Raw genomic sequence first — 24,298 nt, forward strand, 5'->3', positions numbered from 1 at the left:
ACAGGTGGTGATCATGCGTCTATTCCGGCCCATCTTGGCGACCAGCAGTCTTGTGCTGCTGGCCGCGTGCCAGCCTCCGGTGCCTGAAAGTGGCCCAGAGGCCGGATTTGGCTCCAGCCCCTTTGACCGGGCACCGGCGACAGGCACCACGATTAATGGCGATCCGCTGGTGCCGCCGGTCCGCGTCGCAACCGAGAGCTTGCCGGGCAGCGCGCAGCCCGCCCCCCGCGTCGCAGCCGCAGGCGGTAGCGCCGGATCCCTCGCACCCGCGACCGGCAGCAGCGACGATATTGCCCGCGAAACCGCCGCGGCCCTCGCGGCTGCACGCGGCAACTCGGGCACCGCACCGATCGAGGCCAGCCCGTCAAACCCGGCACCGGCCCTTGCGGGCAATCCGCGGATCTCCGACGAGAATGATTTCGATGCGGTCGCCTCGCGCCAAAGCATCGAAAGCGATGCCGAGCGTCTTGCCCGTCAGCGCGCCCAGTATCAGGTGGTCAGCCCCACCGCAGTGCCCGAACGCAGCGGCGACCGCGATCCCAATATCGTGCGCTATGCGCTCAGCACCTCCAACCCGCGTGGGCAGCGGATCTATTCACGCTCCGGCTTCAACCTGGCGGCCCGCTCCTCGCGCAACTGCGCCGGATTTGCCTCGCCGGAACTGGCCCAGATTGCCTTTCTCGAAGCGGGCGGCCCGAAACGTGACCGCCAGGCGCTTGATCCCGATGGGGACGGCTACGCCTGCGGCTGGGATCCGGCGCCCTATCGACTTGCGGTGCAGAACTGAGGCGGCTGGCGCCTCATGACACCTCCGCCGACCTCTGCTGACACCGGGACGGATGCCATCTGGCACCCCAGTCCCAATTTCAATGCGCGCCGCCATGATCTGACGCCGCATCTGGTTGTGCTGCATTACACCGCGATGGACAGTGCCGAGGCCGCATTGGAGCGGCTCTGCGACCCGCAGTACGAGGTGTCGGCCCATTACCTGATCGCCGCTGACGGACGGCTGTGGCAGATGGTCAGGGAGGCCGACCGCGCCTGGCATGCCGGCGCCGGGGAATGGTGCGGGCAGAAGGATATCAACTCCCGCTCGATCGGGATCGAATTGGACAACCGGGGCGATCATCCGTTTTCTGCAGCCCAGATGAACCGGCTGGAGGAGCTGCTGCGGGCCGTGCTGTTGCGCTGGCGGATCCCGGCCTCCGGTGTGATCGGGCATTCCTGCATGGCGCCAGGGCGCAAATGTGACCCGGGCGCCCGCTTTGACTGGGCGCGGCTGGCCAGACAGGGGCTGGCCAGCGCCGCGCCGGGGGCTGCGGCGTGGCCAGAGACCGACGTCGGGATGGACCGCTTTCGCGCTCTGGCGCGGCGGCGTGGCTTTACGGCGGATGTGGATGACGCCACCCTGCTGCAGGCGGTGCGCCTCAGATTCCGGCCATGGCAGACCGGTCCCTTGACCGACAGGGACGTCCTGCCGCTGCTGACCGATGCGTCCCGGGCAGAGGCCTGAGCGAGGCTCTGCCTCGCGCTCCGGGATATTTGACGCCAGAAGATAGAGAGCGTCCCGGCATCTTCTGGCCGCAAATATCCTGGGGGTGAGCGCCGCAGGCGCGAGGGGGCAACGCCCCCGGTGCACTATCCGCTTGACCTTGGGCGCAGTAGTTTCTACCCCAACCCCTGCGCAGAGGGCCGGACGGCCGCGGGGGGCCGCAAGGCGTCGCGAGGAAAGTCCGGACTCTACAAAACAACGGTGCCGGGTAATGCCCGGGCAGAGCGATCTGACGGAGAGCGCCACAGAAAACAGACCGCCCATATGCGCCTGCCTGTCAGGTGATCCCATGTGGGTAAGGGTGAAACGGTGGGGTAAGAGCCCACCGCGCCGCTGGCAACAGGGGCGGCACGGCAAGCCCCACCGGGAGCAATGCCAAATAGGACCCCCGCGCGGGCCGGTCGGCGTCAGCCGATACCGCCGCTAGGCATGTTTTGGCCAAGAGGGGTCGGGTTGGCAGCTGGAGGTGCACAGCAATGTGCATCCTAGATGAATGGTCGTCGAAGGGGCCCTGGCCCTGGAACAAAATCCGGCTTACAGGCCCTCTGCGCAAAATATCCCCTCGAATCCTATTGACTCGCGGGGTGGTGCAGGTAAAAGCGCACGCTCATATAGGAATTTACCGAGAGGCCCCTGCCTTTTCGGACGCAGGAGAATACCATGGCGAAGCCGACCACAATCAAGATCCGCCTGAACTCGACCGCGGGCACGGGCCACTTCTACGTGACCAAGAAAAACGCACGCACCATGACCGAGAAAATGGTTGTGCGTAAGTACGACCCGGTCGTGCGCAAGCACGTTGAATACAAAGAAGGCAAAATCAAATAAGCCTCTTGGTGTTGCGCTGCCTCCGGCCGCGACACCGCCCCCGATATTCGGGACAGTAGATCAGAAGGGTCGCACCAGGGTGCGGCCCTTTTTCGTGTGGCCGCGCTGTTGCCTGACTGACCGGGCGCCACTGACCGGGCGCCGCTGGCCGGGCTGCCGGTCGCGCGCATTTTATGAAAATTCGGTAAATGAAAACACCGACGGCGCGCCGGATCGGCCCGAAAATGCCACATTTGGCCGTCACATATGTCCTGGGATGTGGGTGAGAGAGTGGGTCCGGGATGCAGCGCCAGAAGCGCGCGGTTTCGGAAGTTCACAGCACCACAGGTCGGCTCGGGGGAGCGACCATGACAGGAGGCGACGGTGGGGTCGCCTCCTGTTTTTCGTTGTGGCCGCAGATCAGCGGCGCCACTCGGCCATGACCATCACAGGCAGCAGGCCCATACGCTGCATCAGCGCCGCAGAGGCGGTGTTGAAGGGGGCGTATGTGGTGGCGATCACCGGAACGCCCTTGGCCGCCACAGAACGCTTCATATCGGTGATCAGCGCGGTTGCGACACCCATGCGCTGCCAGCTCTTGGCGACGGCGACATGGTGCAGCATGGCGCGGGTCTCGGCCCTGCGGACGGGGAGGGCAGGGCGCTCCTCGATGCCGTAGATGACATAGCCCATGATCCGCCCCTGCGGGCTGACGGCGGCGCGGGCGGTCAGGCTTGGCTCGCTCAGCCATGTCTCAAGCCAGCGGGCCAGCGCTGCACCATCAGGATCGGCCGGGTAGCGGTCAGGCTGGTGGGTGACATGCAGCGCGTGCAGCTCTTGCAGCAGCGGGACAATGCGGTGCGCCTCTTTTGGGGCGATATCAATCAATCTCATCGGGGTCTCAAATTCGTTGCGTGACATGTCCCGGCCGCAACGGCAGCGCGGGCAAAGAAAAAGGGCGGATCGTGATGATCCGCCCCGGTCTTGGTTGGCTCTGGAAGGAGACGCGTTATTCGCGGTTTCCAAGCAGCTGGAGCAGCATCATGAACATATTGATGAAGTCCAGATAGAGGCTCAGCGCGCCCATGATCGCGGATTTTGCCAGCCATTCCTGGTCGCCCATATGGGCGTGCTGGAGATAGTCGTTCTTGATCCGCTGGGTGTCATAGGCGGTGAGGCCCGCAAAGATCAGCACGCCAATCACCGAGATCGCAAAGGCCATTGCCGACGACGCCAGGAAAATGTTGACGATAGACGCCACGATCAGGCCGATCAGGCCCATGATCAGGAAGGCGCCCATGCCGCTGAGGTCTTTCTTGGTGGTGTAGCCCACCAGCGACAGGCCCGCAAAGGCGATGGAGGTGATCAGGAACACCTGCACGATGCTTTCGCCGGTGAACACTAGGAAGATCGAGCTGATCGACAGGCCCATCACGGTGGCGAAGACGTAGAACAGCAGCTGGACGCCCGCGGCCGACATGCGGTTCGCGGCGGCGCCGATGCCAAACACAAAGGCCAGCGGGGCAAACATGATCACCCACTTCAGCGGCGAGGCGTAAAGCGCATAGCCGATGCTGGTCAGGTATTTATCGGCACTCAGCTGGGCTGCGGCATTGGCCGGATCAGTGGTCACCGCCAGGCCGGAGATGGCCCAGGCAGCCAGAAATGTAATGAATGTGCCCACGGCCATGGTGCCGTAGACCTTGTTCATATGGGCGCGCAGGCCCGCATCGATCTCCGCAGAGCGTGCGCCCGCTGTGGACCGGATGGTGTCAAACTGTGCCATGTATCATGGTCTCCGTCTTTAAACTCCCTCGCGCAGTTTCCCTGCTGCGTGCAGAGAGCTGGCGTTCCTCGCAAATATCGGGTGAAGCGGGGCGCGGTTCAAGGCCGTAGACCGAAGTTTCGGTGGAATTATCGACAAAAAACCTGGGATGTTTGGCGAGGGCTTGCACGGAGCCAGACCAAAGTGTTCCGGATCCGGGTCCGCGCCCCCTCTGAGATCGCCCTGAGGCAGTTCTCACAACTTGGGCGTGCGGTTCTGTTGGTGCTGTCTGGCGACCCTGTTGCAGGCTAACATCATGAACCCACAAAAGACGTACAAAGATTCCATCTTCACGGCATCGCCACAGGTGGCCGCCGGTCGTGCGTCGGCGACACCTCCGGTGACGGTCCCAGAGAGTTCCTTGACTCCCAACCTTGATCCGGGGGCAGACTGTTGGGGGTGCAAAAGGCCCGCAGCGCGGACCTCTTTTCGTATTAGGCTTGGTGTGAGCCTTGTCGGCGCGTCGCCTTTAGCGGGTCCAGCTGCTCGGCGCGTCCCAGATCGGGCGGCGGGCCTCTGCCTGGGCTTCGGTCTTGCTGATGCCCATGTCGTCCAACGCGCTTTGATCAAGCGTGGCCAGCATCCGGCGTTCGCGCCAGATGGCGAGGCGTTGGGCAACGGTTGCGAGGAACGAGCGGCGGGGCGCGCAGGTGCAGTTGCGCAGGCTGTTGTCCATATAGGTCATGATTTTTGTCCTTTTCTGGAACTCTGATGAGGTTGCAGTGTCTGATCAATTCTATTGATGTATATGGCGGAGTGTGATTGATATGAAAAACGAATGTTTATGATTTAAACCATCAGGGATTGTGATGATGCGAAATCTCGATATCACCACGCTGCGCTCGTTTGTGGCGGTTGCGGACAATGGCGGGGTGACCCGCGCGGCCGGTTTTCTGCATCTGACCCAATCGGCGGTCTCCATGCAGCTGAAGCGGCTGGAGGAGCTGTTGGGCCTGCAACTGCTGGACCGTTCTGGCCGCACCATTGCGCTGACCGCATCGGGCGAGCAGCTGCTGGCCTATGCGCGGCGGATGGTGGCACTGAATGACGAGGTGATCGGGCGGCTCACCGATCAGGCCTATGAAGGTGAAATCGTTCTCGGCGTGCCGCATGACATTGTCTACCCGGCGATTCCGCAGGTGCTACAGCGTTTCAATGCGTCGTTCCCACGGGTGAAGGTGCAGCTGATCTCCAGCTATACCCGGTCCTTGAAAGAGCAGTTTTCGCGCGGTGAATGCGATCTGATCCTGACCACCGAAACGGCCACCTCGGAAAACGGCGAAACGCTGGCCAAACGGCCGCTGTGCTGGATTGGTGCGCCCAATGGATCAGCCTGGCGGCAGCGCCCGCTGAAACTGGCCTTTGGCCGCTATTGCACCTTCCGGCCCAAGGTGGTGAGCGCGCTGGACGCCGCCGGGATCGCCTGGGAAATGGTGGTGGAGACCGATAGCGACCGCACCATCGAGGCGACGGTCAGCGCCGATCTGGCGATCCACACCATGATCGAGGGCACCGAGCCGCCGCATCTGCTACAGATCGACCACGGTGGCAGCCTGCCGGATCTGCCGATCCAGCTGATCAACCTCTATGGGGCAGAGACCTCTGGCTCGCCGATGGTGACTGAACTGGCCTTTCTGGTACGGAAGGCCTTTCGCAACATCAGTACCCCGCTGGCGGCGGCGCAGTCCCATTGGACCGCAGCCTGAGACCTGCGCCCTAGGGATCGCACCCTGCGGTTGCCCTGCACGGCGGCGGCTGCCGTCGCCTAGGCCTCTGGCCGGATCATGATCACCACCTTGCCGGTGGCTTTGCGGTTGCGCAGCAGCTCCAGCCCTGCGTCAGTCTCCTCCAGCGGCAGGCGGTGGCTGATGTGTGGGCGCAGCGAGCCGTCACGATACCAGTCGATCAGCCGCGCGATGGCGCCCCTGACCACCGCCGGGTGGCTCTTCAGGTAGCCGCCAAAGTAAAACCCGATAACGCTGAGGTTCTTCACCAGCAGGTGGTTCGCCGGGATCTGCGGCACCTCGCCGCCGGCAAAGCCGATGGGCAGCAGCCGCCCGCCCGGGTTGGTAGACCGAAAGGCCGCTTGCCAAACATCGCCGCCAATCGCCTCATAGACCACATCGGCGCCGCCCAGATCCTTGACCGCCTGCCGCAGATCCTCGTCGGCGTCGATCAGATGATCCGCGCCCGCCGCCTTGGCCACGGCCAGCTTCTCGGCTCCACGCGCATGGGCGATCACCCGCGCGCCCAGACGTTTGCCGATTTCCACAGCCGTCAGCCCGACACCACCGGCAGCGCCGGTGACCAGCAGGGTTTCCCCCGGTTGCAACCGCGCACAGTGATCCAGCGCAACCAGTCCGGTGCCATAGGTGATCTGAAACGCCGCCGCATCGGCAAAGGACATCTCATCGGGGATCCGCGTGACGCGATCGGCCGCAAACACCCCGGCCTCCGCCAGCCCGCCCTGACCGGAAAACACCGCCACCCGATCGCCAACCGCCAGCCCCTCCACATCAGGGCCAAGCGCCTGAATGACGCCCGCCAGTTCCAAACCGGGAATAAATGGCAGGTCCGGCGTATCCTGATATTTGCCACGGAGCAGAAGAAGATCGGCAAAATTCAACCCACAGGCGTGTATTGCAACTGCAACTTCTCCGCTTCCCGGTGATCCTACGTCAACTTCTGCGATAGTCGGGGAAATGTCAAAACTGCTGACACTGTAGGCGCGCATATCATTTTTCCATATCTGGCATGGGGTAAGGTGATTCTGAATGGCCAAACCATGCCAGATTCGCCTTCAGATCACCTCACTATTTATGGGGAGGTGGAGAACATGTGTAAAACATGCAAAAAAGTGAAATAAAATTGGTACATGAAATCATGCGTTTGCCGCACAGGTGCTGACCCCGGCGAGAGTGAACGCTTGAATTCAACCGTTAAGGTCGTACACTCAACTCCAATGGGAGCACCTTGTCGTTTGTCCAGAAACCCGTCGGGTTTTTTGGCAACATTGGCACCACGCGGTATTTGCCGGGTGGGCGGGGGTTTAAAAAGGCGGTTAGGGTGGCACCCAGTTTTGTAAATCTTAGGAGAAACGCATGGCTCATCCAGTGGACGTGCACGTGGGGAAACGTATCCGGCATCGCCGGTGGCTCATCGGCATGACGCAACAGCAGCTCGCAGAGCTGGTTGGTATTAAATTTCAACAGATCCAGAAATATGAAACCGGTGCAAACCGGGTCAGCGCCTCCCGGCTCTGGGATATTTCCGACGCGCTCAGCGTGCCGGTCAGCTTCTTTTTTGAAGGTCTGCAAGATGATGATGCCCCGGCGTCGGACAAGGCACGCGTGCCTGACGATCTGATGGGCGACAAGGAGGCATTGGATTTGGTGCGCTCCTACTATGCGATTCCTGAAAACCAGCGCCGTCGTCTGTTCGAACTGGCGCGCGTGCTCAGCGACGCAGCCTGATTTTCCCGCCTCAAGTGGGGGCTTGGGGCTTGAAATATGCGCGGTTGAATGTCACCCCTTCGGGTATGACTTCAGCCGCGTTTTCAGATCTGGACGTTGCCCATCGGATGGCCGATGCCGCACGTCAGGCGATCCTGCCCTATTTCCGCTCAGCCGGGCTGCAATCCGACAACAAGCTGGACGAAGGTTTCGATCCCGTCACCATCGCCGACCGGGCCGCCGAACAGGCGATGCGCGCGGTGCTTTCGCAACTCAGGCCCGAGGACGGCATCCTCGGCGAGGAATACGGCGAGACCCGTGGCCAGTCCGGGCGCATATGGGTGCTGGACCCGATCGACGGCACCCGTGGCTTTATCAGTGGCACCCCGACCTGGGGGGTGCTGATTGCCCTTGGCGATGCGGATGGCCCTTTCCTCGGCATCATTGATCAACCCTATATCGGTGAGCGGTTCATCGGTACGCCCGAGGGGGCCAGTCTGACCGGCCCGCTGGGGGAGGTCGCACTCAGCACCCGCAAGACATCGGATCTGTCGGCGGCCACGCTGTTCACCACCTTTCCCGAAGTCGGCAGCGCAGCGGAACGCGCTGCCTTCCAGCGGGTCGCCAGCGAAGTGCAGCTGACCCGCTACGGGATGGATTGCTACGCCTACGCGCTGCTGGCCGCCGGGCAATGTGACCTGGTGATCGAGGCCGGGCTCAACGCCTACGACATCCAGGCGCCGATCGCGGTCATCGAGGCCGCCGGTGGCGTGGTGACCAACTGGCAGGGGGAGCCTGCGCATGAGGGCGGTCAGGTCCTGGCCGCAGCCACCGCCGAGCTTCATGCCGCGGCGCTTGCCCTGATCCGCAAAACCACTTGAAACGACCTCGGGCAATCCATTAGGGTTCGGCCACGCGCCGAGTCCTTTGCCCATATTCTGTCGGCGCGCCATCACACTTCTGAACCGAAATGGGCGGCCTGACGGAGTGTGACCTGTGCCTGAAATTCTGATCGAAGATATTGATATCGCGCTGACAATGGATGATCAGCGCCGCCAGCTGACCCATGCCGATCTGCGGATCCGCGACGGCGTGATCGCCGAGATCGGCAGCGATCTCACCACAGAGGGCGAGCGGATCAGCGGCCGGGGCTGCGTGGTGACCCCGGGCCTTGTGAACACCCATCATCATCTCTATCAGAATCTCACCCGCGCGGTGCCCGGCGCGCAGGACGCGCTGCTGTTTGGCTGGCTCAAACGGCTCTATCCGATCTGGTCGGCCTTCACCCCGGATGACATCCATGTCTCCGCCCAGCTGGGGCTGGCCGAACTGGCCTTCTCGGGCTGCACGCTCACCTCCGATCACCTCTACCTCTATCCCAATGGCACCCGGCTGGAGGACAGCATCGAGGCGGCGGGTGATATCGGTCTGCGCTTCCAGCCGACGCGCGGCGCCATGAGCATCGGCGAAAGCGCGGGCGGCCTGCCGCCGGACAGTCTGGTCGAGGAGGAACGCGCCATTCTCGACGATATGATCCGCGTCGTGGACCGGTTCCATGACCCCGCCGAAGGCTCCATGTGCCGGGTGGCGCTGGCGCCCTGTTCACCGTTTTCCGTCAGCCGCGAACTGATGCGCGACACTGCGCTTCTGGCCCGCGACAAGGGGGTGATGCTGCACACCCATCTGGCCGAAAACGACGAGGATATCGCCTATTCCCTGGCGCAGTTCGGCTGCCGTCCCGGCCAATATGCCGAAGATCTGGGCTGGACCGGCCCCGACGTCTGGCATGCCCATTGCGTGAAACTGGATGCCGGGGAAATCGACCTCTTTGCCCGGACAGGAACCGGCGTTGCCCATTGCCCCTGTTCCAACTGCCGCCTTGGCAGCGGCATCGCGCCGCTGCGCGCCATGCGCGATGCGCAGGTGCCGGTTGGTCTCGGCGTGGATGGATCGGCCAGCAATGATATGGCCAGCCTGATCAGCGAAGCCCGTCAGGCGATGCTCTTGCAGCGGGTCGCACGGGGGGCTGATGCCATGAGCGCCTATGAGGCGCTGGAGATTGCCACCCGTGGCGGCGCGGAGGTGCTGGGGCGGCGCGATGTCGGCCAGCTGGCGGTGGGCAAACGTGCCGATATCGCGATCTGGGACGTGACCGGCATCGCCTCCAGCGGCAGCTGGGATCCGGCGGCGCTGCTGTTGGCGGGGCCGGCGCAGGTGAAACATCTCTTTGTCGAAGGGCGCCAGATCATCCGCGATGCCACGCTGGCGACAGTGGATCTGCCAGACCTTCTTGAACGGCACCAAAAAGCCACCACACGGCTGATGCAGCTGGCCTGACGCAGCTGACCAGATCGGCGACAGCGCGCTGCGCTCATCTTCTGGCCCGAAATATCCCCGCCGGAGGCAGAGGCGCATCAGCGCCTCTTTCCCCCTCGGTGCCCGGCTCAGCTGCGCGCGCCGTTGATCCAGACCTCGGTCACCGCCCGGTCATCGCCCATCATGATGGTGGCAAAGATCGCCTCCCAGAGATCGCGCGCCCCCGCGCAGCGCTGCGCAATCGCCGGGGTTGAGGCCAGATCCAGGACCACCAGATCGGCCTCCATGCCCGGGGCGAGATTGCCGATCTGGGCCTCCATGCGCAGCGCGCGGGCCGAGCCTTGGGTGGCCAGCCACAGCAATTGTGCAGCATGCAGCGGCGTCCCGCGCAGCTGGCCGATTTCATAGGCCGCCGCCATGGTGCGCAGCATCGAGAAACTGGAGCCACCACCGGTATCCGTCGCCAGACCAATGCGTTGCCCCTCAGCCATCAGCCCGGCCATGTCGAACAGCCCAGACCCGATGAAGGTATTGGAGGTTGGACAATGCACCAGCGCCGCGCCAACCTCGCGCAGACGGGCGCGCTCGCGGTCTTCCAGATGGATCGCATGACCGTAGAGGCCACGTTCGCCCAGCAGGCCAAATTGCTCATAGGTGTCCAGATAGTCCCGGGCCTCGGGAAACAGCGATTTCACCCAGGCAATCTCGTCGGTCTGCTCGCTCAGATGGGTCTGCATCAGGCAGTCTGGGTGCTCGGCCCAAAGCGCGCCCATCGCCTCCAGCTGTTCGGGGGTCGAGGTGGGCGAGAACCGTGGCGTGATCGCATAGGACAGCCGGTCCACCCCATGCCAGCGGCCAATCAATGCAGCGCTGTCGTCATAGGCCGATTGCGCGGTGTCGCGCAGGCCTTCCGGGGCGTTGCGGTCCATGCAGGTCTTGCCCGCAACCACGCGCTGCCCGCGCGCCTGCGCAGCGCTGAAAAACGCCTCCACGCTTTCGGGGTGGATGGTGCAGTAGCTGCACATCGTGGTGGTGCCATTGGCCCGTGTCAGATCCAGATAGCGGCCTGCGATTTCATCGGCATAGCCACGGTCGCCAAAACGCATCTCCTCGGGGAAAGTATAGCTGTTCAGCCAGTCGATCAGCCGCTTGCCCCAGCTGGCAATGATCGCGGTCTGCGGGAAATGCACATGGGCATCGACAAAGCCGGCGAGGATCAGGTGATTGCCGTGATCCACCAGGCTGGCGGAGGGGTGGGCCTTGCGCAGCGTATCAGCCGCGCCCAGTTCCAGCACCTTGCCACCACCAATCGCCACCGCTTCATGCAGCGTCGCCGCAGCCTCGGGGTGGTCGCCCTCAAACGGGTCTCCCGCAAATGATAGGACCTGCCCCCGTAAGATAAATTCTGCCTGCATCCAACGCGGTCCTTTCTTGCCAAACTGCGATGCGCAGGATACGCGCAGCGACATCGACGGTAAATTACGTCATTGTCATTGTTTTTCGGTAACAGCTTCTTTTATTCCAGAAGCAATCACCAAAAGGGGCCTCGGAATGATCGCAGATGACCAAAAAGAGCCAGTCGATGCCACATTCGAGGATGCCTACGAGCTGGACCGCAAACGGGTTGCCCAGATTCTGGAGGCGGTGGAGGCCGATGACCAGCCTCAGCTGACCGAGCTGATGGAGCCGCTGCACGCCGCTGACATCGCCGACCTTCTGGAACAGATCAGCGCCTACGAACGTGGCCGCCTGATCCGCCTTTATGACCGCGAATTCGACGGCGAGATCCTGTCGGAACTGGATGAATCAATCCGCGAAGAGGTGATTTCGCTGCTGGCGCCGCAGGTTCTGGCCGAGGCGGTGCGCGACCTCGAAAGCGATGATGTGGTCGACCTTCTGGAGGATCTGGAAGAGCCTCAGCAGGCGGCCATCCTCAATACGCTCGAAGATGCCGACCGGGTCGCGGTGGAGCAATCGCTGAGCTACCCGGAGAACTCCGCCGGCCGTCTGATGCAGCGCGAGGTGGTGATGGCTCCCGACCACTGGACGGTGGGGCAGGCGATTGATTTCATGCGTGAATCCGAACACCTGCCGGATCAGTTCTACCATGTGGTTCTGGTCGACCCGCGGCTGCACCCGGTGGGCAATGTCACGCTTGGCCGTATCATGTCCTCGAAACGGGAGGTGCGGCTGAGCGAGATCGTCGAAGACACCTTTCAGATCATTCCCGCCGATCAGGACGAAGAAGACGTCGCCTATGCCTTCAACCAGTATCACCTGATTTCGGCCCCGGTTGTCGATGACGAGGGGCGGCTGGTTGGTGTCATCACCATGGATGACGCCATGATCGTGCTGGATGAGGAACATGAAGAAGACATCCTGCGTCTGGCCGGTGTCGGTGAGGGCAGCCTGGCCGACCGGGTCATGGCCACCACGAAACAACGCTTTCCCTGGCTGGCGGTGAATCTGGCAACGGCGATTCTGGCCTCGCTGGTGATTGCCCAGTTCGAGGCGACGATTGCGGAATTTGTGGCGCTGGCGGTGCTGATGCCCATTGTGGCCTCGATGGGTGGCAATGCCGGCACCCAGTCGCTGACCGTGGCGGTGCGCGCGCTGGCCACCCGCGACCTCACCGGCTCCAACGTCTGGCGGGTGATCCGGCGGGAGGTCCTGGTGGGGCTGGTGAACGGCCTCGCCTTTGCGCTGATCATGGCCGTTGTCGGCATCCTGTGGTTTGGCTCACCCATGCTGGGCGTCGTGATCGCCGTCGCTATGGTGATCAATCTGGTCGTCGCGGGGCTGGCGGGGACAGCGGTGCCGATTATTCTGGAGAAAATCGGCGTCGACCCGGCGCTGGCCTCCGGCGCCTTTGTGACGACGGTCACGGATATCGTTGGTTTCTTTGCCTTTCTCGGGCTGGCCGGGGTGTTGCTGCTCTGATCCTGCCCGCTGTTGCTGCCCGTCCGGGTGGTGTTCACTTGCTTTGACAGGAGCCGCATCATGGATGACCTCACCCGGATCAAGGCCGACGCCCGCAAGGCGGCCTTTCAGCGCCGCAAGGCCGCCTTTGACATGAATAAACCCGGTGTCGCGGGGCATCTCTCGGAGGTGCTGGCAGGCTATCGCGGCGTGCCGCTGTCGGGCTATATGCCGATCCGCACCGAGATCGACCCGCTTCCTGCGATGGCGGAAGCCGCCGCCCATGGCCCTGTTGGTGTGCCGGTGATCAAGGCGAAGGATACACCGCTAAACTTCAGCCGCTGGCAGCCTGATGGCGCGCTGCGTGACGGTCCCTTTGGGGCAAAGGTGCCGGAGGTCGATGACTATTTCGAACCGGAAATCCTGATCGTGCCGCTGGTCGCCTTTGATGCGCGCGGCGGGCGGCTGGGCTATGGCGGCGGCTTTTATGACCGCACTCTGGAGCTGCTGCGGGCCAAACGTCCAACCCTCGCCATCGGTTTTGCCTTTGACGCGCAGGAGGTCGAAAGCCTGCCGCTGGAGCCCACCGACCAGCCGCTGGACATGCTGATCACCGAAAGCCGGGTGTTGCAGTTCGGCTGACACCTGCTGCGACGGGCCAAGGGTTTGTCAAAAAACCTTGGCAAAACTTTTAAAAAGTTTTGCACCCGCAACGCGGCTCTTGTCCTGAGCCTTGCAACGGCGTACCACGCGGCAATGCGACTATTATTTCTTGGCGATGTCATGGGCCGTGCGGGACGCAAGGCCATTTCCGAACACCTCCCGCAGATGCGCAAGGACTGGCGGCTCGATTTTGTCGTGGTCAATGGCGAGAATGCCTCAAACGGTATGGGGCTCAATGGCGAACACGCCAAGCTGCTGCTGGATGCCGGGGCCGATTGCCTGACGCTTGGCGATCATGCCTTTGACCAGAAGGACATGTTGCAGGCCATTGAGAAAGAGCCGCGCATCATCCGGCCGCTGAATTTTGCCAAAAACGCGCCGGGGCGCGGCTACCGGCTGTTCAATGCTCCGGGCGGGCGCAAGGTGCTGGTGGTGCAGGCGCTGGGGCAGGTGTTCATGAAACGGGCCTATGATGATCCCTTCGGCGCCGTTGAGGCGGTGCTGAAATCGCACCCGCGTGGCGGGCTGGCGCAGGCGGTGATCGTGGATATGCACTGCGAGGCCACCTCCGAGAAGATGGCGATGGGCCATTTCTGCAATGGCCGCGCGTCGCTGGTGGTGGGCACCCATACCCATGTGCCGACGGGCGATGCGCAGATCCTGTCGGAGGGCACCGGCTATCTGACCGATGCTGGCATGTGCGGCGATTACAACTCGGTGATCGGCATGGAGAAAGCCGAACCGATGCGCCGTTTTCTCACCGGCATGCCCAAGAACCGCTTTACCCCGGCCGAAGGCCCGGCAACCCTGTCGGGTGTTTTTGTCGAAACCGATGATCACACCGGGGCGGCCAAATCGATCCGCATGATCCGGGTCGGCGGCCTTCTCGAGCAGGCAACTCCCTGACGCTGGCCACCCGATCCAGGCCCCCTAGTGCAGGCCACGGCAACCCCGCCCGTTCCATGCGCGAAATCTGGGCAGGCGGGGCGGGATATTAGCCCGCCAAACCCCTCAAATTCCGAAGCTTATTCGCAAAGGACCGCTAAATAGGGACCAGATGCTCCCATCGTGTTGCGAAACACTTGCCTCCGGTGACCGGATCAGGTTCACTCCCTTGGGCCGCGCGATATGCGAGGCGGTTCGCGCAGTTCTTTCAGGTCGCCGATGATTGATCTCTCAACCTCTTGGATGTCTTTACCCCTGATGCAGTTCATTCCCCTTGGCGAAACCGGTGGCGCGGTTCTGACGTTGCTGATCGTGGTGGCCATGTTTGCCGCTTTCCTGCGGGAAACCTTCCCGACCGAGGTGGTGGCGCTGGCCGGTGTCTCGGCGATGCTGGCAACCGGCGTTCTGCCCTATCAGGCGGCATTGCCCGTGCTGTCGAACCCGGCGCCCTGGACCATTGCGGCCATGTTCATCATCATGGGCGCGCTGGTGCGCACCGGTGCGCTGGATGCCTTTACTGCGCAGGCCCGCAAACAGGCCGAGGTCAATCCGAAACTGGCCATTGCGCTCTTGATGGTCTTTGTCGTAGCCGCCTCGGCGGTGGTGTCGAATACGCCGGTAGTGGTGGTGATGATCCCGGTGTTCATCCAGATCGCCCGCACAATGAACGTTTCCGCCTCCAAGATGCTGATCCCGCTCAGCTATGCGGCCATTCTGGGCGGCACGCTGACGCTGATCGGCACCTCTACCAACCTGCTGGTTGACGGTGTCGCGCGGGCGCAGGGGCTGACGCCTTTCACCATCTTCGAAGTGACACCGCTTGGCATCATTCTGGTGATCTGGGGCATGATCTACCTGCGCTTCATCGCGCCGCGCCTGCTGCCGGATCGCAGCAGCATGGCCAGCCTGCTCAGCGACCGGTCCCGCATGAAATTCTTCACCGAGGCGGTGATCCCCCCGGACAGCAACCTGATCGGCCGCGAAGTCACCGGCGTGCAGCTGTTCAAACGGCCCGGCGTCCGTCTGGTCGATGTCATTCGCGGCGATATCTCGCTGCGCAACGCGCTGAAAGGGGTTGAGCTTCAGGTCGGCGACCGCGTGGTGCTGCGCACCCAGATGACCGAACTCCTCAGCCTGCAACGCAACAAGGAGCTGAAGCGCGTCGATCAGGTCTCCACCGTGGAAACCACAACCGTGGAGGTGCTGATCACCCCCGGATGCCGCATGGTGGGACGGTCGCTCGGCGCGATGCGCCTGCGGCGGCGCTATGGCGTTTATGTGCTGGCGGTGCATCGGCGCAATCAGAACATCGGTGTGCAGCTTGAGGATCTGGTGGTGCGCGTGGGCGATACCCTGCTGCTGGAAGGCAATGTCGAGGATATCCAGCGACTAGCCGCCGATATGGATATGGCGGCCGTCTCGCAACCCTCGGTGCGCGCCTATCGCCGGCGCCACGCCCCCATCGCCATTGCCGCGCTGATCGGGATCGTGCTGCTCGCCGCGCTCAATGTGGCGCCAATCCTGCTGCTGTCGGTGCTGGCCGTCTCCACCGTGCTGATCACCCGCTGCATCGACGCGGATGAGGCTTTCTCATTTGTCGATGGGCGCCTGCTGACGCTGATCTTTGCCATGCTCGCGATCGGGGCCGCCCTGGAAAGCTCGGGTGCGGTGCGTCTGATCGTGGATGCCGTGGCCCCCTCGCTGTCTCTGCTGCCGCCGTTCCTACTGGTCTGGGCGGTCTATCTGTTGACCTCGATCCTGACCGAGCTGGTCTCGAACAATGCCGTGGCGGTGGTGGTCACGCCGATTGCGGTCGGGCTGGCACAGGCCATGGGCATTGATCCGCGCCCGCTGGTGGTTGCGGTCATGGTTGCGGCCTCGGCCTCTTTTGCGACGCCAATCGGCTATCAGACCAATATGCTGGTCTACGGTCCGGGCGGTTACAAATTCACCGACTTCCTGCGCGTTGGAATTCCACTGAACTTCAGCGTCGGCCTTCTGGCCTCCATCCTCATCCCCTTCTTCTGGCCGCTTTAACAACGGCCGGTAAGAGTTTGTTAACCATGAGTTACCGCAGGTTTTGGCCGCTCATGCGATGGCGCGGGACCGGCCTGCCTGACGGCCGGTAAACAGGCAGCCGCCCAGAAAGCTGCCCTCCAGCGCATTGTAGCCGTGATAGCCGCCACCGCCAAAGCCTGCGACCTCTCCGGCGGCAAACAGTCCCTGCACCGGCGTGCCATCGGCGCCAATCAGCTGCCCGTCAAGATCGGTCTGCAAACCGCCCAGTGACTTGCGGGTCAGGATATTCAGCCGCACCGCGATCAGCGGCCCATTGGCGCGGTCCAGAATCCGATGCGGCTTGGCGGTGCGGATCAGCCGGTCGCCCCGGTAGTTGCGCGCGGCATTGATGGCGATGATCTGCGGATCCTTGGCAAAGGGATTGTCGGCCTGGGCATCGCGCGCTTCGATCTGACGCCGCAGGTGGGTTTCCTCCAGTGCGACATCGCCGATCTCATTCATGCCCGCCACCAGCTCGCTCAGCGTGTCGGCCACCACAAAATCCGCACCATGTTTCTTGAAGGCCTCAACCGGGGCAGGGGCCTTGCCCCGCGACAACAGCCGGGCGCGCAGCACCTCGCCCCATTTGCCGGAGGTGAGATCGGGGTTCTGTTCGGACCCCGACAGGGCGAATTCCTTCTGGATGATCTTCTGGCTCAGGATGAACCAGCTGTAATCATGGCCCGTCTTGAGGATCTCGCGCAGCGTCCCCAGCGTGTCGAACCCCGGCAGATAAGGCGCAGGCAGCCGGTCGCCTCTGGCGTCAAACCACATCGACGATGGCCCGGGCAGAATGCGGATGCCGTGGTTGGGCCAGATCGGATCCCAGTTGCGCAGCCCTTCGGTGTAATGCCACATCCGGTCGGCATTGATGACATGGCCGCCCGCCGCCTGCGCAATCGGGATCATCCGCCCATCGACGTGAAAGGGCACGCCTGCCACCATGCGGCGCGGTGCAGGTCCCAGCCGCTCCACCGGCCAGTTCTGGCGCACCGCATCCAGATTGCCGCCAATCCCGCCCGAGGCGACCAGCACCGAGGGCGCATAGACCTCGAATTCGCCGATTTCCTGACGGTTGGTTCGGGCCCCCTGCGGCGCGTCATCTGCCGCCAAGACCTCGCCGGAGACACCTTTGACAGTGCCGCCCTGGGTGATGATATGGCTCACCTGATGGCGAAAGCGCGGCTGGATTAGACCAGCCTCGATATGGGCCTCGACCCGCGCGGCAAAGGGGGCGACCACCCCCGGTCCGGTGCCCCAGGTCAGGTGAAAGCGCGGCACCGAATTGCCATGCCCCTCGGCGTCGCCACCGCCCCGTTCGGCCCAGCCGACCACCGGAAACCAGCGCATTCCCAGACCATGCAGCCAGGCCCGCATCTCGCCGCTGGCAAAGTCCAGATAAGCGCGCGCCCAGCGTTGCGGCCAATGGTCTTCGGGGCGGTCAAACTGGGCGCTGCCGAACCAGTCGCGCCGCGCCAGATCGGGACAGTCGCGAATGCCCATGCGGCGCTGCTCGGGCGTGTCGATCATGAACAGCCCGCCCAGGCTCCAATGCGCCTGACCGCCCAGGAAATGTGCAGGCTCCTGATCCAGCAGGATCACCCGCTTGCCCCGGTCGCCCAGTTCGGCTGCCGCCACCAGCCCGGCCAGCCCGGCCCCGACGATGATCACATCTGCGCTGTTGTCCGTCGGCTGTCCCATGGCGTGCCTCTGCTGTTGGTCCCGGTTGTGGGATCAGCCTAAGCGTGCAGAGGGGCGCGGCGCAAACCCTGCGGTCCCTGCCGTTGGGTCACAGCAGCGCCACAGCGCCGATCACAGCGGCCAGAACAGCAGGATTGCGGGGATGGAGACCGCGATGATCAGCACCTCCAGCGGCAGGCCAATGCGCCAGTAATCGCCAAAGTGGTAGCCGCCCGGACCCAGCACCAGCGTGTTGTTCTTATGCCCGATGGGGGTCAGGAACGCCGCCGAGGCCGCCACCGCCACCGCCATCAGGAACGGATCCGGCGACACGCCCAGACCATTGGCCATCTGGATCCCGACCGGGGCCGCGACAATGGCCGTGGCGGTGTTGTTCAGCACATCCGACAGCGTCATGGTCACCACCATCAGCACGGTCAGAATGGCCCAGGCGGGCATGCCTGCTGTCAGCGTCAGCAGGCTCTCGGCGATCAGCGCAGTGCCACCGGCACTGTCCAGCGCCGCCCCCAAGGGGATCATCGAGCCGAGCAGAACCACCACCGGCCATTCGATATGGTCGTATAATTCCGCCAGCGGCAGGATCTTGGTCAGAACATAGGCCACCACCACCAGCCCCAGCGCAATCGGCAGGTAGATGATACCCAGCGAGGCCGCCAGCACCGCGCCTGCAAACAGCGCGATGGCAAGCCAGGTCTTGTCATTGGCCGTGACCGACAGGCCGCGTTCCGCCAGCGGCAGGCAGCCCAGCCATTCGGTGACATCCGTGCCGCGATCACGCGGGCAGAGCAGCAGCAGGATATCCCCCGCCTCGATCTGTTCCTGCCGGATATGCCGGGTCAGGCGGCGGCCCTGCCGCGCCAGCCCCATCAGCACGGTGTTCTGCCGCCAGGCCAGACCCAGCGCCTGCGCGCTGCGCCCCTTGATACGGGCGGTTTCCGGCACCACCACCTCGACCAGCTCCAGCCCATCACCCGCGGCGCCCAGCTTCTCCTGCCGGGCGGCATCGGCAAAATCGAGCGAGGCGGCGGTGCGGAATTCATCCAGCGCCTCGGGCGTGGCCTCCAGCACCAGCGCATCACCGGCCCGCAGCAGCTGACCCGCCGCGCGCCCATAGAGCCGCTTGCCGTCGCGGATCAGCCCGAGGATCGCCACATCGGCCTTGTCGGCTTCCGCGTCCAGCTCGCCCAGACGCTGACCGATCAGGCCCGATCCTTCGGGCACCGTCAGCTCGGCGATATACTGCGACAGCTGTGCCTCCGAGTCGCCGGCCGCATTCTGGCGCAGCGGGATCAGCCGCCAGCCGATCAGCGCCACAAACAGCAGCCCCGCCAGCGCCGCGATGCCGCCGACCGGGGCAAAGTCGAACATTCCGAAGGGTTCGCCCAGAGTTTCGGCCCGGATCGACGCAATAATGATATTGGGCGGCGTGCCGATCAGCGTCACCATACCGCCCAGAATGGTGGCAAAGGACAGCGGCATCAGGCTCAGCCCCGGCGCCCGCCCGGCCTTGCGCGCGGTCTGGATGTCCACCGGCATCAGCAGCGCCAGCGCCGCCACATTGTTCATAAAGGCCGACAGCACCGCACCGATACCACCCATCAGCGCGATATGTGCGCCCAGATTGCGGCTGCTGTCGACCAGCGTGCGGGTGATCAGAAACACCGCACCCGAGCGCACCAGCCCGGCCGAAACCACCAGCACCAGTGCCACCACCAATGTTGCCGGATGGCCAAATCCGGCAAAGGCGTCATTGGCAGGCACCACCCCCAGCAGGACCGCCACCATCAATGCGGAAAAAGCCACGATATCATAGCGATACTTGCCCCACAGCAGCAGGCCAAAGACAGCAGCGAAGAGGGCGAACAATACAATCTGGTCAAATGTCATGGCGCCACTCTAGCGGTTGCGCGCTGCGGGACAAGCGCCTCCCTGCACGCCGGATGCAGTGCGGCTCACGGCTGTCACCGCCCGCATGGTGCGCCGGGCCGGATATGGGGCGCTTGAAAGCCCCCCGGTGTCGGGGCTATATGGGCGCCAGATCCGAAATTGAATTAGCAAGGATGCACCATGGCAGGCCATTCCAAATGGGCGAACATCCAGCACCGCAAGGGCCGTCAGGACGCCGCGCGGTCGAAACTGTTCTCGAAACTCTCCAAGGAAATCACCGTCGCCGCAAAGATGGGCGACCCCGACCCGGACAAGAACCCGCGTCTGCGTCTGGCCGTCAAGGAAGCCAAGAGCCAGTCCGTCCCCAAGGATGTGATTGACCGCGCGATCAAGAAAGCCACCGGCGGCGACGCCGAGAACTACGACGAAATCCGCTATGAGGGCTATGGCCCCAACGGTGTCGCCGTGATCGTCGAAACCATGACCGACAACAAGAACCGCACCGCTTCCAACGTGCGCTCCACCTTCTCCAAGAATGGTGGCAACCTCGGCGAAACCGGTTCCGTGGGTTTCATGTTCGAACGCAAGGGCGAGGTGACATATCCCGCCGCTGTCGGCGATGCTGATACCGTCATGATGGCCGCCATCGAAGCCGGTGCCGAGGATGTCGAAAGCGCCGAGGACGGGCATCTGATCTACTGCGCCGACACCGACCTCAACGAGGTCTCCACTGCGCTTGAGGCTGAACTGGGCGAATCTGAATCGACCAAGCTGGTCTGGAAACCCACCACCACAACCGAGCTGGATCTCGAAGGCATGCAGAAGCTGATGAAGCTGGTGGATGCGCTGGAAGATGACGACGACGTGCAGCGGGTCACCACCAATTTTGAAGCCTCCGACGAGGTGATGGCGCAGCTCTGAGCCAGCGTCCGATGCGATTTTCAAGGCCCGCCAGCCCGGCGGGCCTTTTTCTTTGAACCCCTTGGGAATGCTGTAGAAAGGCCACCCGATGCAGATCAGAGAGTTCCGCGCCGAAGATGCCGCCGCAGTGGCGCAGATCTTTCATGCCGCCGTGCATGGTGTTGCGCGGCAGGACTACACCGCCGCGCAATGCGCCGCATGGAGCCCGGAAGCCGCCCCCGCCACGGTCTGGCAAAGCCGGGCTCTGGACGGGCGGGTCATCTTCGTTGCGGCTGACGGCCGCGATCAGCCGCAGGGCTTTATCGAGCTGGAGCAGGACGGCCATATTGATTGTTTCTACTGCCACCCGGATGTGGCGGGCACAGGCGTCGGCGTGGCGCTCTATCGTCAGCTGGAGATCCGGGCGCGCGATCTGGGGCTGAAGATCCTCTATGTCGAGGCAAGCGAGGCCGCAAAGCGCTTCTTCACCCGGCAGGGCTTCAGCGATGAGGGGCGGCGCGATTTCGAACGGCGCGGCGTGATGCTGCACAACTACCGAATGACCAAATCGCTGCAATAAACCCGCGCCTTAGGGCCGGGTCAGCACACCTGCGCGCCGCAGCTCGTCCGCATCCGGCGTCCAGAGCTGGCGATGGTCGGTGGCAAACAGCCGCTCGGCAAAATCGGCGCTGACCCCCTGTGCAATCAGAAAATCGCGGTCGCGGGCCTGTTCGCGGTTCAGATCGACCTGCGGCAACCCGCCGGGAAAGGCCAGCGCATAAGAATGGAACCCAAGGCTGCCTCCCTTGGCGAGCCTGCGCTCCTCTCCGGCGGCAAAGACCAAGGTGCAGGCCGAGGCGCAGGCACCCTCGGCCACCGTGTCCAATGCGCGCTCCCGGATCAGCCGGGCCACACCTCGCGCCTCATAGATCAGCCCGCCCGGACCGCTCAGCGCCACCTCGCGCAGGGCCGGGGCCTCGGCCATCATCGCCGCCACCCGGCGCGTCAGCCCATGCGGGATTTCCCCGGCAAAGACCAGCCGACGCCCATCCGGGGTGATCGACAGATCATATAGCGCCTCGCGCGCCAGCCGTTCGGTTTCGGCATAATCCGGCTCCTCCGGGGTGGTGGCGATCAGCACTGCGTCCCACCACAGGGTCACCGTGGCAAAACCGGCGAAGAGAATGGCCAGATAGCCGCCCCAGACCGGCGCCAGATGACCGGTGTCGCGAATATGGGCATCGGCGCTGCGCAGGAAACTGCGCGCCTGCCACAGCAGCAACAGCCCATCAATCAGCACCAGCGTATAAAGCAGCCGAAGCGGCAGCACGACAACCGTGTTCAGCAGCGCCCATGTCAGCAGCACCAGCAGCCGTGGCAACACCAGCTGCCACAGGAAACTGCGGCCCAGCGTCAGCCTATGCAGCCGCTCCGGCGAGCTGCGGGCGGGATCTGTCTTCAGGCTGGATAACCTGCCGTCCGTTCTGTTGCCTTTGTGGTCCTCTGGCACTGTATTCGTGCCCCCGGTGGTTAGATCGGCGTCAGATGCCGACGGGCTGATTTGAGCACGGCACGGGTCACATCGGCAAGGGCCGGGGCCAGAACCCGGCTCACCTGCCAGGTCAGCGGTACATCCAGCGGGGTGTCTGGGATCAGCGGGCACAGCTGCTCGGCCGTCAGATAGGGCGCAGCCAGCTGCTCGGGGTTCATCCCCCAGCCGACGCCCGCCAGCGCCGCATCGACGAATCCCTGGCTCGACGGCAGGAAATGCGCAGGCGGCGCAATTCCCGGCCCCACATGTGCGCCAAGCCAGCGCGCCTGAAGCTGATCCTTGGCGTTGAAGATCAGACAGGGCGCACGACGCGCCGTCTCCGGGGTCACGCCGCTGGCAAACCAGCGGTCGCGGAATGCAGGCGAGGTGGTCGCGATATAGCGCAGCGCCCCCAGCGGATGGGCATCGCAGCCGGTCACCGGCTTGGCGCGGGCCGTCACCGCTGCCGAAACCTCGCCCCGGCGCAGCCAGTCGGCGCTGTGGTCCTGATCGTCGATCACCAGATCAAACAGCAGCCCCTCGCAGGCCGCCATCACCGGAACGAACCAGGTCGCCAGACTGTCGGCATTGATCGCCACCCGCAGCCGCGAGGCACCGGGCGCGCGCTCCAGCCGCAGATCGTCGGACACTGCCGCCTCCAGCAGGGCGACATCCTCGGCATGTTTGGCGATCCGCAGACCGGCCTCGGTGCCCAGACAGGGGCTGCCGCGCTGCACCAGGCTGCTGCCAATGCGATCCTCCAGCGCCCGGATCCGCTGCGAGATCGCCGACGGCGTCACCCGCAAGGCCTGCGCGGCCGCCTCAAACGAGCCGAGCCGCAAGACAGCCGATAGCGCGGCGAGGTGATTGGGATCGAATTGCATTAGCAGATCTTAATTTGGGTAAGTCAGATTAATTTGCTTACACCCGCTCAGCACCTTAGTCAAAGCACAGGCCACGACCACCACCAGGTCACCTGTTGGACCAGGCCGCCTGCACCAAGATGACAAAGGACAGATCCCATGCCTTCCAGCCTGATTGCCGGTTTCTTTCTCGGCCTGAGCCTGATCATGGCCATTGGCGCGCAGAATGCCTTTGTGCTGCGGCAGGGGCTCAGACGCCAGCATGTGTTCTGGATCTGCCTCACCTGCGCCAGCTCCGATGCGCTGTTGATTACCGCAGGTGTGCTGGGCTTCGGCTCGCTGGCGCTGGCACTGCCGTGGTTCGAGCTGGCGATGCGGCTTGGCGGCGCGGCCTTTCTGCTGTGGTATGGCGCGCGCAGCCTCAGGTCGGCATGGTGCGGCGGCGCGCATCTGGACAGCGCAGACGGGCAGGGCGCGCCGGTGACACTCTGGCCGATGCTGGCCACGGTGCTGGCGCTGACCTGGCTCAACCCGCATGTGTATCTCGATACCGTGGTGCTGCTTGGCTCGATCTCGGCGCAATATCCGCAGCCGCTGGTCTTTGGCCTTGGTGCGGCGCTGTCGAGCTTTGTCTTCTTCTTCACGCTTGGCTACGGGGCCAGCCTGCTGGCACCGGTCTTTGCCCGACCCCGAGCCTGGCAGCTGCTGGACGTGCTGGTGGGGCTGACCATGTGGGCCATCGCCATCAAGCTGCTGATGATGTGACAGTGCGGGGTGTCATACAGGTTCTGATGCGCCTCTGTGCGCGTCACGCACAAACCCGGTCGTGCCGCCCGGGACAAGAACATATTTCATATGTGAAGGGTTGTTCTGCGACCG

23 protein-coding genes and 1 other RNA gene are annotated in these 24,298 nt (G+C 63.7%); 15 read left to right on the plus strand and 9 right to left on the minus strand.

What is annotated here, in order from left to right; all coding sequences use genetic code 11:
- Positions 1-13: 13 nt before the first annotated feature.
- The 4 genes from VWZ87_RS12710 to rpmG all read left to right on the plus strand — a co-directional run bounded on the left by VWZ87_RS12710 (position 14) and on the right by rpmG (position 2,380).
- Entirely contained in the window at positions 14-787 is a 774-nt protein-coding gene (locus tag VWZ87_RS12710) for a hypothetical protein (protein ID WP_416535092.1), read from the plus strand.
- 15 nt (positions 788-802) lie between these two features.
- Entirely contained in the window at positions 803-1,513 is a 711-nt protein-coding gene (locus VWZ87_RS12715; RefSeq protein WP_416535093.1) for an N-acetylmuramoyl-L-alanine amidase, read from the plus strand.
- Between the two features lie 171 nt (positions 1,514-1,684).
- An RNA gene (gene rnpB, locus VWZ87_RS12720) (RNase P RNA component class A) lies at positions 1,685-2,105 on the plus strand.
- Positions 2,106-2,212: 107 nt separating this feature from the next.
- Positions 2,213-2,380 carry a 50S ribosomal protein L33 gene (gene rpmG / locus VWZ87_RS12725; RefSeq protein WP_007814563.1) on the plus strand — a complete coding sequence of 56 codons (168 nt, stop codon included), beginning with the start codon at positions 2,213-2,215 and terminating at the stop codon, positions 2,378-2,380.
- A 399-nt stretch (positions 2,381-2,779) separates the two neighbouring features.
- On the opposite strand, the gene VWZ87_RS12730 is transcribed toward rpmG, so the two are convergent.
- From VWZ87_RS12730 to VWZ87_RS12740, 3 genes are all read right to left on the minus strand, one after another.
- Positions 2,780-3,253: a GNAT family N-acetyltransferase gene (locus VWZ87_RS12730; RefSeq protein WP_416535094.1), complete on the minus strand. Its 474-nt coding sequence runs from the start codon at positions 3,251-3,253 to the stop codon at positions 2,780-2,782.
- 115 nt (positions 3,254-3,368) lie between these two features.
- The gene (locus VWZ87_RS12735; RefSeq protein ID WP_416535095.1) at positions 3,369-4,145 is read right to left on the minus strand and encodes a Bax inhibitor-1 family protein; all 777 of its coding nucleotides are present in this window, start codon (positions 4,143-4,145) and stop codon (positions 3,369-3,371) included.
- A gap of 508 nt (positions 4,146-4,653) precedes the next feature.
- Positions 4,654-4,869: a DUF1127 domain-containing protein gene (locus VWZ87_RS12740; RefSeq protein WP_340546065.1), complete on the minus strand. Its 216-nt coding sequence runs from the start codon at positions 4,867-4,869 to the stop codon at positions 4,654-4,656.
- A 127-nt stretch (positions 4,870-4,996) separates the two neighbouring features.
- Between VWZ87_RS12740 and VWZ87_RS12745 the strand changes: the two genes are divergently transcribed.
- Positions 4,997-5,890, plus strand: a complete 894-nt coding sequence (locus VWZ87_RS12745; RefSeq protein WP_416535096.1) for a LysR family transcriptional regulator — start codon at positions 4,997-4,999, stop codon at positions 5,888-5,890.
- 59 nt (positions 5,891-5,949) lie between these two features.
- Here VWZ87_RS12745 and VWZ87_RS12750 read toward each other — a convergent pair whose 3' ends face one another.
- Positions 5,950-6,918 (minus strand): NADPH:quinone oxidoreductase family protein, encoded by a 969-nt coding sequence (locus tag VWZ87_RS12750; RefSeq protein ID WP_416535097.1) that lies wholly within the window; start codon positions 6,916-6,918, stop codon positions 5,950-5,952.
- A 367-nt stretch (positions 6,919-7,285) separates the two neighbouring features.
- On the opposite strand from VWZ87_RS12750, the gene VWZ87_RS12755 reads away from it, so the two are divergent.
- The 3 genes from VWZ87_RS12755 to VWZ87_RS12765 all read left to right on the plus strand — a co-directional run bounded on the left by VWZ87_RS12755 (position 7,286) and on the right by VWZ87_RS12765 (position 9,973).
- On the plus strand, positions 7,286-7,657 hold the full coding sequence (locus VWZ87_RS12755; protein WP_340546062.1) for a helix-turn-helix domain-containing protein: 372 nt from the start codon (positions 7,286-7,288) through the stop codon (positions 7,655-7,657).
- A gap of 65 nt (positions 7,658-7,722) precedes the next feature.
- A complete protein-coding gene (hisN, locus tag VWZ87_RS12760; protein ID WP_340546336.1) occupies positions 7,723-8,517 on the plus strand; it encodes a histidinol-phosphatase in 795 nt (264 codons plus the stop codon).
- A gap of 115 nt (positions 8,518-8,632) precedes the next feature.
- Positions 8,633-9,973 carry an 8-oxoguanine deaminase gene (locus VWZ87_RS12765; protein WP_416535098.1) on the plus strand — a complete coding sequence of 447 codons (1,341 nt, stop codon included), beginning with the start codon at positions 8,633-8,635 and terminating at the stop codon, positions 9,971-9,973.
- A 107-nt stretch (positions 9,974-10,080) separates the two neighbouring features.
- Here the strand turns inward: VWZ87_RS12765 and guaD are convergent, their stop codons facing one another.
- Positions 10,081-11,367 carry a guanine deaminase gene (guaD, locus tag VWZ87_RS12770; protein WP_416535099.1) on the minus strand — a complete coding sequence of 429 codons (1,287 nt, stop codon included), beginning with the start codon at positions 11,365-11,367 and terminating at the stop codon, positions 10,081-10,083.
- Between the two features lie 136 nt (positions 11,368-11,503).
- On the opposite strand from guaD, the gene mgtE reads away from it, so the two are divergent.
- The 4 genes from mgtE (at position 11,504) to VWZ87_RS12790 (ending at position 16,516) form a co-directional block, all read left to right on the plus strand.
- A complete protein-coding gene (gene mgtE, locus VWZ87_RS12775) occupies positions 11,504-12,892 on the plus strand; it encodes a magnesium transporter (protein ID WP_416535100.1) in 1,389 nt (462 codons plus the stop codon).
- A 60-nt stretch (positions 12,893-12,952) separates the two neighbouring features.
- A complete protein-coding gene (locus tag VWZ87_RS12780; protein WP_416535101.1) occupies positions 12,953-13,513 on the plus strand; it encodes a 5-formyltetrahydrofolate cyclo-ligase in 561 nt (186 codons plus the stop codon).
- A 114-nt stretch (positions 13,514-13,627) separates the two neighbouring features.
- Positions 13,628-14,440 (plus strand): TIGR00282 family metallophosphoesterase, encoded by an 813-nt coding sequence (locus VWZ87_RS12785; protein WP_416535102.1) that lies wholly within the window; start codon positions 13,628-13,630, stop codon positions 14,438-14,440.
- A 297-nt stretch (positions 14,441-14,737) separates the two neighbouring features.
- Entirely contained in the window at positions 14,738-16,516 is a 1,779-nt protein-coding gene (locus VWZ87_RS12790; RefSeq protein ID WP_340546056.1) for an SLC13 family permease, read from the plus strand.
- A gap of 51 nt (positions 16,517-16,567) precedes the next feature.
- Here the strand turns inward: VWZ87_RS12790 and VWZ87_RS12795 are convergent, their stop codons facing one another.
- Positions 16,568-18,238, minus strand: a complete 1,671-nt coding sequence (locus VWZ87_RS12795) for an FAD-binding dehydrogenase (protein ID WP_416535103.1) — start codon at positions 18,236-18,238, stop codon at positions 16,568-16,570.
- Between the two features lie 111 nt (positions 18,239-18,349).
- Positions 18,350-20,125, minus strand: a complete 1,776-nt coding sequence (locus VWZ87_RS12800; RefSeq protein WP_416535104.1) for an SLC13 family permease — start codon at positions 20,123-20,125, stop codon at positions 18,350-18,352.
- A gap of 180 nt (positions 20,126-20,305) precedes the next feature.
- On the opposite strand from VWZ87_RS12800, the gene VWZ87_RS12805 reads away from it, so the two are divergent.
- Positions 20,306-21,046: a YebC/PmpR family DNA-binding transcriptional regulator gene (locus VWZ87_RS12805; RefSeq protein ID WP_340546053.1), complete on the plus strand. Its 741-nt coding sequence runs from the start codon at positions 20,306-20,308 to the stop codon at positions 21,044-21,046.
- Between the two features lie 88 nt (positions 21,047-21,134).
- On the plus strand, positions 21,135-21,605 hold the full coding sequence (locus VWZ87_RS12810; protein WP_416535105.1) for a GNAT family N-acetyltransferase: 471 nt from the start codon (positions 21,135-21,137) through the stop codon (positions 21,603-21,605).
- Positions 21,606-21,614: 9 nt separating this feature from the next.
- Here VWZ87_RS12810 and VWZ87_RS12815 read toward each other — a convergent pair whose 3' ends face one another.
- A complete protein-coding gene (locus VWZ87_RS12815; protein WP_416535106.1) occupies positions 21,615-22,535 on the minus strand; it encodes a hypothetical protein in 921 nt (306 codons plus the stop codon).
- A gap of 20 nt (positions 22,536-22,555) precedes the next feature.
- On the minus strand, positions 22,556-23,440 hold the full coding sequence (locus VWZ87_RS12820) for a LysR family transcriptional regulator ArgP (RefSeq protein ID WP_340546050.1): 885 nt from the start codon (positions 23,438-23,440) through the stop codon (positions 22,556-22,558).
- Between the two features lie 138 nt (positions 23,441-23,578).
- Between VWZ87_RS12820 and VWZ87_RS12825 the strand changes: the two genes are divergently transcribed.
- Positions 23,579-24,184, plus strand: coding sequence for a LysE/ArgO family amino acid transporter (locus VWZ87_RS12825; RefSeq protein ID WP_416535107.1), 606 nt, complete (start codon positions 23,579-23,581; stop codon positions 24,182-24,184).
- Positions 24,185-24,298: the final 114 nt, after the last annotated feature.

Source organism: Phaeobacter sp. JH20_37 (assembly GCF_048056015.1).
GTDB classification, from domain to species: Bacteria; Pseudomonadota; Alphaproteobacteria; order Rhodobacterales; family Rhodobacteraceae; genus Phaeobacter; species Phaeobacter bryozoorum.